This window comes from Pirellulales bacterium (genome assembly GCA_019694435.1).
Classification (GTDB): Bacteria; Planctomycetota; Planctomycetia; order Pirellulales; family JAEUIK01; genus JAIBBZ01.
This window is the reverse complement of record JAIBBZ010000008.1, coordinates 98964-112084: the sequence shown is the minus strand read 5'-3', so window position 1 is coordinate 112084 and position 13121 is coordinate 98964. Positions and strand designations below refer to the sequence as shown.

9 protein-coding genes and 1 tRNA gene are annotated in these 13121 nt (G+C 65.2%); 7 read left to right on the top strand and 3 right to left on the bottom strand.

What is annotated here, in order from left to right; genetic code table 11:
- Positions 1-3 precede the first annotated feature (3 nt).
- Positions 4-1599 (bottom strand): HEAT repeat domain-containing protein, encoded by a 1596-nt coding sequence (locus K1X74_09010; protein MBX7166477.1) that lies wholly within the window; start codon positions 1597-1599, stop codon positions 4-6.
- A gap of 540 nt (positions 1600-2139) precedes the next feature.
- Between K1X74_09010 and K1X74_09005 the strand changes: the two genes are divergently transcribed.
- Positions 2140-2212, top strand: a tRNA-Phe gene (locus K1X74_09005).
- Between the two features lie 62 nt (positions 2213-2274).
- Here the strand turns inward: K1X74_09005 and K1X74_09000 are convergent.
- The gene (locus tag K1X74_09000; GenBank protein MBX7166476.1) at positions 2275-3036 is read right to left on the bottom strand and encodes a uracil-DNA glycosylase; all 762 of its coding nucleotides are present in this window, start codon (positions 3034-3036) and stop codon (positions 2275-2277) included.
- Between the two features lie 30 nt (positions 3037-3066).
- Here K1X74_09000 and K1X74_08995 point away from each other — a divergent pair, with 30 nt between their 5' ends.
- Together K1X74_08995 and K1X74_08990 are read left to right on the top strand one after the other, a co-directional pair.
- The gene (locus K1X74_08995) at positions 3067-3477 is read left to right on the top strand and encodes a hypothetical protein (GenBank protein MBX7166475.1); all 411 of its coding nucleotides are present in this window, start codon (positions 3067-3069) and stop codon (positions 3475-3477) included.
- Between the two features lie 282 nt (positions 3478-3759).
- Positions 3760-4158, top strand: a complete 399-nt coding sequence (locus K1X74_08990) for an Rrf2 family transcriptional regulator (GenBank protein ID MBX7166474.1) — start codon at positions 3760-3762, stop codon at positions 4156-4158.
- Between the two features lie 308 nt (positions 4159-4466).
- On the opposite strand, the gene K1X74_08985 is transcribed toward K1X74_08990, so the two are convergent.
- Positions 4467-4799 carry an HU family DNA-binding protein gene (locus K1X74_08985; GenBank protein MBX7166473.1) on the bottom strand — a complete coding sequence of 111 codons (333 nt, stop codon included), beginning with the start codon at positions 4797-4799 and terminating at the stop codon, positions 4467-4469.
- Between the two features lie 548 nt (positions 4800-5347).
- Here K1X74_08985 and K1X74_08980 point away from each other — a divergent pair.
- The 4 genes from K1X74_08980 to K1X74_08965 are packed head-to-tail and all read left to right on the top strand — an operon-like array spanning position 5348 to position 13104.
- Positions 5348-10102 (top strand): PQQ-binding-like beta-propeller repeat protein, encoded by a 4755-nt coding sequence (locus K1X74_08980; protein MBX7166472.1) that lies wholly within the window; start codon positions 5348-5350, stop codon positions 10100-10102.
- A complete protein-coding gene (locus K1X74_08975; protein ID MBX7166471.1) occupies positions 10099-11139 on the top strand; it encodes a terpene cyclase/mutase family protein in 1041 nt (346 codons plus the stop codon). Before K1X74_08980 ends, K1X74_08975 begins: the two co-directional genes overlap by 4 nt.
- A gap of 47 nt (positions 11140-11186) precedes the next feature.
- Complete coding sequence (locus K1X74_08970; GenBank protein MBX7166470.1) at positions 11187-12233, top strand: MoxR family ATPase; 1047 nt, start codon at positions 11187-11189, stop codon at positions 12231-12233.
- Positions 12202-13104: a DUF58 domain-containing protein gene (locus tag K1X74_08965; protein MBX7166469.1), complete on the top strand. Its 903-nt coding sequence runs from the start codon at positions 12202-12204 to the stop codon at positions 13102-13104. Before K1X74_08970 ends, K1X74_08965 begins: the two co-directional genes overlap by 32 nt.
- The last annotated feature ends 17 nt before the right edge of the window (positions 13105-13121 follow it).

Genomic DNA, 13121 nt, shown 5'->3' with positions numbered 1-13121 from the left:
TGGTCAGTCCTCGAACTTTGCATCCGGACGGATGACCAGGTACCACGACTTCCAGCGCTCGATCTCTTCTTTCCGCCGCACCTCGTCGAGCACGCCCTCGAACCCAAAGCCGTCGAACTTGCGGCTCAGGAACAAGAGCGCCTCGCGGGCCTCGAGAAACACGCGCGGGTCCGGATCGGTGAGCGCGTAAATCAGCGTCGGCACGTTGTCGAGATTGTGGGTTCGCCCGAGCGCACGCACGGCCGCGAGCCGCGCCTCGGGGTCTTCGGCGCCGGCCAGTTGCCGCAGCTTGGCGGCATGTTTGTTGAGCGTCGCCTGATCGGCCTCGAGGGCCAACTGCCGAAATCCCTCGGCCGCGGCCTCGTGCTCGGGATTGTCCGCATCGGAAAGCAGCTTGAGCAGCTCCTCCGCCGGACCGCGCAACGGCCGCGGGCGAATCGTACCTCGCTCGACGTCAATTTCGCCGCTGCCCGGCAGGCCCCGGCCTCCGATCAAGCGCCCCGAACCGAAACGATTCACCCGCTTCAGGCTCTTCTTGGTCGAACGCAGCAAGAACAGCGCTGCGAACGCCGTGTCGCATGTCGCCCCGACGTCGTTAGCGCTGGACCAGCTCCCGTCCTGCTGCTGCTCGGCGAGCAAGGGCCGCGCGCAGTCGTGGTACCACTGGGGGGCGTCTTCGGGCGTGCCGGTGATCAGCTCTTCGAACGAGCGGTAGCGCTCGTAGGCATAGAGATAGTAATGGCGGTAGGTGCGCGGTGCGGGCTTGAAATTGGTTTCCCAGTACGTGTGGCCGAATTCCTGCGCTTCGACGAGCCGATTGCCGTTGATCAGCCGGGTCTTGGGCTGGCCACTTTTCTTCGCGCCCGCCTGGCGGACTGTCGGCGGTGGGGCGTTGTCGGAGCGCGCCGCGGTGAGATCGCCTGACAGGCCGAGATAGTCTTGGCAGATGTACAAGCTGCCGAGACCCGCGGCAGCCATCGACGGACGCAGATCGTTCTGTTTGCGCCGCGAGCCGCCGCCTGAGGGTTCGCCCTGGTAGCCGAACCCGCCGCCCGAGTCTTGCGTCTGAAGCAGCCACTCGGTGACGCGTTCCCAGGCTGGCAAGGGCACATCGATGCCGTATTGCGCCGCTTCCCACATGGCGAGGACGGCATTTTGCGTCATCGACGTATCGCCCGTCGTTCGGGTGAAATAGCCGAAACCGCCGTGAGGCTTTTGCCGCGATATGAGCCGCGCGAGCAACTGCTCGATGTCTGACTTATGGGCCTTCGGGTCGAGCGACGTGAGAAACACGATCGCCACGGAAATCGTGTAGATCTCGTCCGCCGATTGCTTGTCCGTGGCCGCGATCTCGCGAACCGCGTCCAATGCCTCTTGCACCTTCGGATGGTCTTTCTTGTTGTGCTTGACGTACGACAAGCCGACCAACGCCCGAGCGCCGGGCCGTTTGTCCGCGGGTGCTTTCGCCAGGAATTCGAGCGCCCGGTCGACCGCCGCGATGACTTCGGGGCTCTCCGGCGTCAGGAACGGCTCGGCTGCTCGCACGCTCAAGGGGCAATTGGCGACTGCGAGCGCGGCCGTGAACAGCAGAATCGCCAAGCGTAGCCTGCGGTCCGATCCAGGCGCGTCATGAACCGGTACGGGAGAGATGGCTCCTGGCCTTGGACAGCGGGCAACCCCACGGCAAATCGCTGCAAAAAGGCTGGCTCGTGGGCTTCGACTGGCCAGCAACATCGTGACGCGACCTCAACTCGCTATCCGAAGGCGGGCAACGGCGCTTGCCCGCCGTGGCCTCCGGCATCAACGATCAGCCTGTGCGCGCGGGCCCGAAGCCCGACGGCCCAAGGCGTTCCGAAACCCTGGGCAGCGCGAAAACGACGAACCCGCAACGATCGCCGAACGTCGAACCTAAGGCGCGATTGGCATCCTGGAACGACCCTCATGCGGCGTAACGATTCCCGCGGTTGATCCTACTTGGCTGCGCAGCGAGCGTCAAGCTAGCGATCCGCCGGAAGTCATTTCCCCAAAAGCATTTGGCGCCGCGAAACTGAATCCCGAGGCGATTGACAAGGCGTGCGTGGATTCTTAGTATGCGCTGCTCACGCAGACGACTTGCCCTCGAGCGGCAAACGTCTGGTTGGACAGGTAGCTCAGCTGGTAGAGCACTGGACTGAAAATTCAGGTGTCGCCGGTTCAATCCCGGCCCTGTCCACTTGATCGACGCGGGCGACGCTCGTTGCCAGGCGCCGCGGGGAGTTCAACCGCTCCCAAGAATTAGCCCCTCTCGCCACGGCCCCGGCGGGCCCTTTGCGGGGCCGGCAGCAGGTTCCTTGCGGTCCGAAACACGGATTGCAGCATGGGGCTCGTCAGCCTGCCCGTAAAGGTGTTTTGCTGACTGGGGTGGTAGCTCCCCAAGATCCAGCGGTCACCACCCAGCTCGACCTGGGCCCCGTGAGCGAATTTGGGGAGCTTGAGCCGACGGCCGCCTGGCGCGGTTGTGCTCGCGATCAATTCGCGGACCGTCGCAGTCCAAGCAATCTGCCCCAGGCAGACAAAAACCCTCGGTTGTAGCAGGGCGAAAGTGGCCGCCAACCAGGAGCCGCAGGCGACGATTTCCTCAGGGGCTGGGCGATTGCCGGGCGGGGCGCAGTGACAAACCGCCGTAATCGCGCAATCGATCAACCGCTGACCGTCTGTCCGCGAGCTGCTGGTCGATTGACTTGCAAATCCCGTCTCATACAGTGCCCGATACAGCCAGTCGCCGCTGCGATCGCCGGTGAACATCCGGCCCGTGCGATTGGCCCCGTGGGCGCCGGGTGCAAGGCCGACGATCAGCATTCGAGCCTGCGGATCGCCAAAGTTGGGTACGGGCTGCTCCCAGTACGGCTGGTCCTGGTAGGCGCGGCGGCGCAACTGGGCGATTGTCGCGCAATGAGATCGCAGCCGTGGGCAGCGCTCGCACGCCACGATTTGGCGGTCGAGCCGAGACCAGGTTCGTCGTGCACGGGTCGAGGCATCGGCGCGCGGGTTGGCCATGGCGTTAGGCATCCAGGGAATCTGCGACGGATGGCGTTGTCGAACTGTTGGCGAGGCTTCTGCAAAGCGGTGCTGATCGCCTGGGCCTCGCCGGCAAGTGTGATCGGCCTGCTGCTGGGTGCGCTGGTCCTGGCGACGGGCGGCCGTGCGCGTTACGTAGCGGGGGCACTCGAGTTTATCGGCGGCGCGGCCCGTCCGCTGTTCGATCGGCTGCCGATTGGGCCGGTCGCCATGACACTTGGGCACGTGATCGTGGGCCGCGACGAATGCGGACTCGACCGAGCAGCGCTGCACGAGCGCGTGCACGTCCGGCAATACGAGCGATGGGGCCCGTTCTTCTTGCCGGCGTATCTGTTGTGCTCGCTGGTGCTTTGGGCGTCAGGTCGCCGTGCCTATCTCGATAACCCCTTTGAGCAACAGGCATATCGCGAAGCACCTTGAGCCGACACGGTGCCATCGGTCCGCGCCCGATCAATTCGTCGCACCACGTGTTCGGACGAACTTGGTTGTTTCAATTTTCCACATCTGCGGCACACATTCCTGGGCCGCGCAGCAAAGAAATACCCAGGCGGTATAAATCGCCTTGATCCGTCTGGGCCAAAGCGTGATGATTTACGCGTGGCGCGACGACCGCCACGGACGTTGTGCACGAGCCCGGTCAGGAAAGTTCCGCGGCGTGCACAATGCTCGAAGGGGCGTCTGGTTTGATCGCGGAAGTGCTCCATGAAGTTGACGCGCTCCGTAAGTTATGCTGTCGGTATTCTCGTACGCGTCGAGCGTTCGAAGGCGAGCGGTCCGCTGACCGCCGCGGCCATCGCCAAAGGCGCCAAGTTCCCGCCGCGCTTTCTCTACCGCGTGCTGCGGCGCCTGGTTGACGCGGGGTTGCTCTCGGGCGTGTCCGGGCCCGGTGGCGGCTACACGCTGGCGCGCAAGGCCAACCAGATTTCGCTGCTCGAAATCATTCGCGCCGTCGAAGCCGACCAGGAAACGATCGATCTCAAGCCCGTGGCGGCGAACCAGCGCAAGCTGATCAATCACATCGTCGAATTGGCCCGGAAGAACGATCGGCAGTTCGCCGTACAGCTCGCCAAGGTCAAGCTGAACAAGCTGGCCCGGATGTAGACAGCCAGCGCCCGGCTGCGGACAGCCTGAACTGCGCAGACAAACCGTGCAGAATAACTGCACGGCCGTCCCATGAATCTGCGCAGCGATCGACCGACTCTGTGCCAGCTAACCTGTCGACGTATGCACCCGCGACCCGCGCAGCCTTGACGACCGCACCGACCAGGGCGTTGCCGCCTGGGCCCTGTGCAACAAGGCGCTTCAAGAAACGCCCCCCCAAGGACACGCCTTGCCGAATCGTCGCTGGTTTTCGCCGGCGACGTCCGGCGGGAGGTCCAGGGCCGCCGAGGCCTGCGTCCAGCCGCTGGCTAGACCATGTCCTTCAGCGTCTTCAGTGCCCGCACCGTAATCTTGCTGGAGGCCGGTCGCGCGGGAATATCGCGCGTTTCGCCCGGCTTGAACGGGTTCGGCACGTTCATCTGCGCGGGCCGGGCGGGCACGGTCTTCTTGGTGATTTTGATCAGACCAGGAATGGCGAACACGCCGGGCCCCTGGTCGCTCATGGCCTTCTCGATCTCCTTCGCCAAGGCGTCGAGCACGGCGCCCACTTGCTTCCTCGACAACTCGGTCTGTTCAGCAATCGAGTTCAAAAGCTCGGACTTGCTGGGCGCTTTCTTACTTGCGCTTTCGCCTTTGGCCATCTTGCACGCCCTCCCAGATCGTTGAGAAAGAATTCTGCGCTGTTCGCGATCGCCCGCAGGCCGGATCGCGATGATTAGACGAATTGCCGGGAAAAAAGCAACCCAAAGAACTATCGGCCCCGGCTGAAGCCTGCTTCTCGGGCTTCCGCTTCGGTCGACTTCTCACCGGCAATATCAGTCGCGTTGGCCAACGCTGCGTTGATCAGCCGCCGGCTGCCGCCGCAGGTTCAGACGCACTCTAACCCGCATATTGCGATGCACCCAACGGTGCGCGGCGATGCGTCGGGGTTTGCGCCCCCTACAATCGCCAAATCCCCTAGCAACCCAGCTAAATTGCCAGTCTTGTGGCAAAGCCGTAAGATATTGTTGCGGCAAAGCTTACAAACGCTGTCGTTTCCGCCGGGGCGGTTTCCCGTCCCGCGCCGGGTGACGGTGTTGAACTTTCGACCGTAGCGGCGCGACTAATCCGAGGATCGTTGCCGGGCGGATAGCCGAGATCGGGGCCCCGAGCCGGGGCTTCACGGATGAACTTAGGAGTCGACTCAAACATGCGACCAGCCGCCAAGGACCGCCCCGGGGTCAACGAGGGAACGAATCGAGCGGCCCGTGGTCAGCGTTCAATTCGTCGCCTCCGCGAGACAGGCCAAGCCGTTGCTCTGCTCCTGCTGGCGGGGCCGCTCGCACCGGGATGGAACGGCCAGGCCTTGGCCCAGGTGCAGCCGGGAAACGCGCCTGCCTTGCCCCCCAACATTCGTTTGCAGATCCAGCGCGGGCGAATGATCTTTCCGCAAGGGCAGGCGAATGACGCCGCGGCGGAATTGACGGAGGACCTGGTTTTTCCGACCGACCGGGAGATGCTGCAGAGATTGGATCGCGCCAAGAAGGCCATCGACGGCGAGCATTTCGACGACGCCGTGAGGTTGCTCGGCGACATCCTGCACGGCCCTGAGGACTATTTCTTTCAGCCCGATCGCGCGCAGCCTTTGCACCGGAGCCTGAAGGCCGAGGCCGAGCGGATCGTGGGCAATCTGCCACCGGCCGGACGGCAATCATACGAGTTGCAGTTTGGCGCCGAGGCGCGCCGCCTCTTGGAGCTTGCGCGAACCGCCGGCGGATCTGGCGCCTTGGCCGACCTCGCCCGGCGATATTTTCACACCGCGGCCGGGTACGAAGCGACCTGGCTGCTGGCCGACGATCATCTCGACCATGGCCGCCCGCTGTCGGCGGCGCTGTGTTTGAAGCGGCTGGCCGAAAGCCCCCAAGCCGATGCCTGGCAACCGGCGCTCGGCGTGAAACTCGCCGTCTGCTGGGCGCGGGCCGGCATGCGCGCCCAAGCCGAAGCCACCTTGGCCGAGGGAGCCAAGCAAGCCGGCCGCGCAAAACTCGTGCTGGGAGGCGAGGCCGCGACGTTGCCCAACTCGGCCGGTGAATATGGCACCTGGCTCGCCGCCGTTTCGGGCGAGCCTGCGGCTGCAGTCGCCGCACAAGACGCGCGTTGGCTGATGTTCCGCGGCGACCCCTCGCGCAGTGCGCCCTCGGTGGGCAGCGCGCCTTTGCTCAATGCGCGCTGGAGGATGCCGACCTATGAAGACCCGCTGGCGGAGCGGATCCTGGCTCAACTTCGACAGATGTATCTCGATCAGAACCTGTCGACCGTCGTCAATCTACACCCGCTGGTCGTCGACGACGTGGTCCTGATGCGAACCACGAATCGACTGCTGGCCGTCGATCTGAAGACGGGCAAGCGACTCTGGTGGGCCACCTCGGTCGATGGGCCCGATGCGCTGTTGGACGACGAAGCGCAGAACGATCCAGGCGTCTCGCCACAACTCGCTCCGAGCCTTGACCAGCGGATCTGGGAAGACGCGACTTTCGGCACCTTGGCCAGCAATGGAACCCTGGTGTTCAGCATCGAGGATTTGCCGCTTACTGCGGGCATGTTTTCCGCGCGTTTCACCGTGGGCCGTGGCGGACGGCGGCACCTCGTCGAAACGGGCGCGTTCAATCGACTCGCGGCCCGGAACATTCATTCGGGCAAGCTGGTCTGGGAGATTGGTGGACAACCGGGCGACGACGCGCTCGAACAGGCCGGCGCATTCTTCCTGGGCCCGCCGCTCGCCCTGGGCGACCGGCTGTATTGCCTGGCCGAGATCAACAGCGAAATCCGGCTGCTGACAGTCGACGCCGAAACGGGCAAGCTCGAATGGTCGCAACAACTCGCCTTGCTCGAACGGAGCATCGCGCAGGATCTGGGTCGGCGCGTGGCGGGGCTTTCGCCGTCCTATGCCGACGGCGTACTTGTCTGTCCAACGGGCGCGGGCGCGGTCGTCGCGGTCGACCTGACGTCGCGGTCGCTGCTCTGGGGCTATCGCTATCCTGCAGTGCCCATGCAAACGGTCGGCGCGCGGCTGCAGATCGCGCAGCAGCGCCCGGCCATACCCGGTCAGCGGCAAGCGATGGCCGAGGCCTGGGTCGATTCGAGCATTACGCTCGCCGGCGGACGCTGTTTCCTGACGCCGGCCGAGTCGCAAGAGTTGCATTGCCTGGACCTGCTCGAGGGGTCGCTCGTGTGGAAGGCGCCCCGCGAAGACGGCGTGTACGTGGCCGGCGTCCACGGCGACTCGTTGATCGTCGTCGGCGGCGCCCAAGTGCGCGGGTACAAGATCGCCGACGGCACCGCGACCTGGCCGCCCATCGCCTTGACCGACGGCAGCTCGCCCAGCGGGCGCGGATTCCTCGCCGGCGACAAGTACTACTTGCCGGTCTCGTCGGCCGAGGTGCTGACGATCGACCTGGACAAAGGCCAAACGATCGCCCGCAGCCGGGCCCGCGACGGCCGCGTGCCAGGCAATCTCGTGGCATACGCGGGGATGGTGCTGGGTTCCGGGCCGGAAGGCGTGGATTGCTTTTACCAGCTCGATGAAATCGAGCGCCAAGTCAAGGACAAGCTGGCGGCGCAGCCCCAGGATGCAGAGGCTTTGACCTTGCGCGGCGAAATTCTCTGGCATAGCGGCCAACTGGACGACGCGATCGCCGCGCTGCGACGGGCGCACCAGGCCGCGCCCGACCATGCCCGTGCCCGCAGCCTGCTGGTCGAGGCGTTGCTCGAGGGACTGCGGAGCGATTTCGCCAAGTATCAACTGAGCGGGGCCGAACTGGAAACATTGCTCGACGATTCCGCGAAACGCGGCGAGTATTTGCACTATCTGGCCGCAGGACTGCTGGCCAACGGCCAACCGCGCGCGGCGTTCGAAGCCTGCTTGCAGCTCGTCGATACCGGCGCCGAGGCCCCGGCGCTGGACCAGATCGACGCGCAACTGGCCGTGCGGCGAGATCGCTGGGTGCAGACCCAATTCGCAGCGATCTGGGCCCAGGCCGACGAGGCGCTGCGGGCCGAGATGCAGCGCGTGGTGGCCGAACAGTTCGCCCTGGCGCAGGCCGCGCCCGACGCCCAGACGCTGGCCCAGTTTGTCGGGTATTTCGCGACGCTTCCCGGGACCGACATGGCGCGCCTCGAGCTGGCCGAAAGGCTCGCCAGCCAGAACGATCCCTTGCAGCGGGAGCTGCTCGTCCGGCAACTGGTCGAATCGCGCGAAGCCGCCACGGCGGCCAGGGCGTGCCGCATCATGGCCGAGTTGGCGCTGGCCGGTCCGCGGCCGCTGCAAGCGGCGACCTATGTGCAGCGATTACGTGGCGAGTTTGCCGACGTCGCGTGTGCCGGCGAGCTAACGGGGCGTGCCTGGGTCGAGTCGCTCGGCGGCGACGAGGCCGTCCAGCAGGCGCTGCTCGCGCCACTCCCTTGGCCGAAGGGTCACGTGCAGATCGAGCGCTCGGTGCGCGAAGCGCCGTACGTCAAGTTTCCGGCCTTCGACCTGCGCGGCAGGCGCGGCCCCTTCTTCACCGACGCCGCGATCGAATTCGACCTGCACCGCCGCGGGCTGGTGGGTCGCGACGGACTGGGGAACGAAGTGTGGCGCATTGCGCTGCAAAGCGATCAAGACAACAACCTGCAATTCAATCAGCAAATCAACCCCGCTATGGTCCAGGGGCATTTGCTCGTGGCCGCCGTGGGCGCCGAGTTGTTCGCCATCGACACGCTGGGGAAAGCCGGCGACCCGGCCGGCGGAGGCAACGCGTTTGGACGCATCCTCTGGCGGAAGAACCTCGCCGACTCGCTGCCTGGAGGAGTGAACCTCTTCGCCAATCCGCGCCAGTTTCAATTCGGCATCAACTGGCGACGGATTCCCGGTGGAGACCAGTCGATGCAGTCGCTGGGGCCGCTGGGTCTGCTCAGCGAGTCGCAAGCCTATTTCATCATGAATCGCACGCTGACCGCGGCCGATCTCCACACCGGCGCAACGCTGTGGGCGCGCCGCGGCTTCGCCATCGGCTCGTTGATCTGGGGCGATCGCGACGTGGTGGCCGTCGTGCCACCCGAGGGCGTCGAAGCAGCCGTGCTCCGCGCGGCTGATGGCGCACAGTTGGGGACCTGCATCGTACCGCCGGTCGAACAGCGCCTCGGCACCATCGGCCGGAGGCTCTTGGTCTGGACGAACGAAAACGGCCGTAGCGTGCTCGAGTTGCGCGACGTCTGGCCCGACACGCCGTTGTGGCGGCAGACGTTTTCGCTCGATGCCAAGGCCGTGGTGATCGAGGATGACGAGATCGCCGTCGTCGAACCGCAGGGACGGTTCGTGATTCTATCCTTGCCCGAAGGGCGGATCGTCACCGAGCAATTGCTCGAGCCCGAGGAGAACCTATCGGACATCGCCGTGCTGCGGTCGCGCGACCATTACATCCTGGTCGCCAACCACACGTGGCAGCGCTCGGGCCAGATCATTTTCGCGCAGCCCATTCCCCAGATGAACCCCTCGCCGCTCAATCCGTTGGTGAACGGCCGAGTCTACGGCTTCGATCGCCGCACCCGGGCACGGCTTTGGGTGCGGGAAGTCGAATCACAGGGCCTGTACCTGTTGCAACCGAGCGAGACACCGATGCTCGTGCTGGCGGCTCACGTCGCAGCGGGCCGAAACGGCCCCAACAGTACGCCGACGGCCGAGTCGCTGGTTTTGTGCCTCGACAAGCGCACCGGCGAGACGTTGCACGAAGAGCGGTTCGCGCAGCAGATTCTCTACGACGTGTCTGCCGATGCGCAAGCGCGGACGGTCGCGCTCGGGCTGCAACAGCCGAACCAGAAGACCCAACTGGTATTCAAGTTTACCGACGAGCCGCCGGCCGCCGCCAACGAGGCACCCGCCGGCGCGGAAACGCCGGCCAGCGCCGCGACGGAGGCTGGATCATGAATCTCGTTCGTCGCTGCTGGCTATGCCGCATGGCTGCGTGCGTAGCGGTGTTATCCGCGTTCGGTGCCACGGCGGCGCAAGCGAGCCCTCGTTCGTCGAAGGTCGACCGCTCGGTCGAACAGGGACTCGAGTGGCTGGCCAGAACCCAGTCGCGGCTGGGCCATTGGTCGGCCAACGAAGGTCGCTATCCGACGGCGATGACCGCGCTGGCGGGGTTGGCGTTGCTGTCCAACGGGTCGACGGCCACGCAGGGCAAATACGCCAGTAACGTTCGCCGCGCGGTCGACTACCTGGTCAGCCGCAGCCGGCCCAACGGCCTGATCGGCGATCCGACGCGCGACGATCGGTACACGTATGGCCACGGCTTCAGCATGCTGTTCTTGTCCCAGGTGCTCGGCGAGGAAGAAGACGCCGAGCGACGCGAGTTGCTCGTCGATGTGCTGACGCGCGCCGTGCAGTTCACCGGAAATGCCCAAACCGAGGCCGGCGGCTGGGGCTACGTCAGCGCCAAGGACGGCCACGGTTTCGACGAGGGCTCGACCACGATCACCCAGGTGCAAGGTCTGCGCGGCTGCCGCAACGCGGGGATCCCCGTGCCCAAGGAAATCATCGACAAGGCGATCGCCTACATCCGCAAATGCACGACGCCCGAGGGCGGCGTGCAATACAGCTCCAAGGGCGGCGGCGCCCGCCCGGCCATTACCGCTGCCGCCGTGGCCTGTTTGTTCAACGCCGGCGACTACGACAGCGAGTACGTGCCCAAACTGCTCGACTACTGCCAAAAGAACCTGGCCAATATCAACAACGAAGGCTTCGGCCACTGGCACTACGCACACTATTACTACGCCCAGGTGCTGTACCGCGAAGGGGGCGATTCGTGGCGCGACTACCTGGACAAGATCGAGGCCAAGCTGATCGCCGAGATCGGCCCCGACGGCTCGTGGACCCAGGGCTACATCGGCCCGGTCTATACCACGGCGATCAATCTGACGATTCTGCAACTCGAACGGGCCAACCTGCCCATTTACCAGCGTTGACGGCCATCGCACAGCCGTAGCGCACGACACCAACGAGAGTGACCCGTATGAACGCTTCCCCCATCGACACGGCGGCAGTCAGCCGGCTGAACGAGGCCCGTGAAAAGATCCTGGCGCAACTTGGCCAGGTGATCGTCGGCCAGAACCACGTGATCGAAGAGCTGCTGATCTGCCTGTTCAGCCGCGGCCATTGCTTGTTGGAAGGCGTGCCGGGGCTGGCCAAGACCTTGCTGATCAGCACGCTGGCCCGGACGCTCAATCTCTCCTTCAGCCGCATTCAATTCACGCCCGACTTGATGCCGGCGGACATCACCGGCACGCAGATCATCGAGGAGAACCGCACGACCGGCGCGCGCGAATTCCGGTTTCTCGAAGGCCCGCTGTTCTCGCACGTCGTCCTGGCCGACGAGATCAACCGTACGCCTCCCAAGACGCAGGCGGCGCTGCTCGAGGCGATGCAAGAGCGGCAAGTCACGGTCGGACGCGTGCGGCATCCGTTGGCCGATCCATTCTTCGTGCTGGCCACGCAAAACCCGATCGAGCAGGAGGGCACCTACCCGCTGCCCGAGGCCCAGCAAGACCGGTTCATGTTCAAGGTCTACGTGCGGTACCCGACCTTCGAGGAAGAGTTCGAGATCGCCCGGCGGACGACGACCACGATCAGCGATCACATCGTGCCGGTGCTGGCCGCGGAGGAAATCATGCGGCTGCAAGCCCTCGTGCGCGAAGTGCCGATCACCGATCACCTCGTGCGGTTGGCCTTGGCGCTGGTGCGGCAGACACGCCCCGGCGAACCCGGCACGCCCAAATTCGTCGCCGAGCAGGTGCGCTGGGGCGCCGGTCCGCGTGCCGTGCAGTTCTTGATCCTGGGCAGCAAGGCCCGGGCCTTGTTGCACGGCCGGACCCACGTGACGACAGAAGATCTCCAGGCGCTGGCCTATCCGGTGTTGCGGCACCGCCTGGTGGTCAATTTCGCCGCCGAGAGCGACGGTATCACGCCCGATACGGTCGTCGACGAGTTATTGCGGACGACTCCCACGAAAGAAGACGAACTGACCTCCGATGCCCGATTCCAAAAGATTTTCGCATCCTGAAACGCTGGCCCGCATCCACCGGCTCGATCTGCGTGCGCGTCACGTGGTCGAGGGGTTCTTGTCGGGCATGCACCGCAGCCCGTACTTCGGGCAGTCGGTCGAGTTTCAGCAGCACCGCGAATACACCCCCGGCGACGACCTGCGACACGTCGACTGGAAGGTGTGGGCGCGCCAGGACCGGCTGTACGTCAAGCAATTCGAGGAAGACACGAACCTGCGTTGCGTGCTGCTGGTCGACGTGTCGGCCAGCATGCGCTATGGGTCAGGCCCGCTGAACAAGTACGAGTACGGCTGCACGACGGCCGTGTGCCTGGCGCACCTGCTGCTACGGCAGCACGATGCCGTAGGCTGCGTCACCTTCGACGACGCGATTCGCGTGACCGTGCCGACCCGCTCGCGGCACACGCATCTCGACTCGATCATCCAGGCGCTCGACATCAGCCACCCACGGGAAAAGACCGAGCTGGCGCGCATCCTGGGGACGGTCGCCGAGCAGCAACCGCGGCGCGGCATGGTGGTCCTGGTCAGCGATCTGCTCGTCGAGCGGCCGGGGCTGCTCCGCGGGCTGCGGCTGCTGCGCCAGCGCGGTCACGACGTGCTCGTCCTGCATGTGCTCGACGACGACGAGCTCGATTTTCCCTTCAACGGCACGACGCGCTTCGAGGGCCTCGAGCTCGACGAACAATTGACCTGTAATCCCCGGGCCCTGCGCGACGGCTACCTGGCCGCGCTCGCCAGCTATCTCGAAGAAGTCCGCCTGGGCTGCGCGCGGGAGATGGTCGACTACGCCCTGCTGCGCACCAGCCAGCCGCTGGACGCGGCTCTGGCGGCATTCTTGAGCAACCGCCTGGGAATGCACCACCGCAATTAACAAAGCCGCGCCTCGAG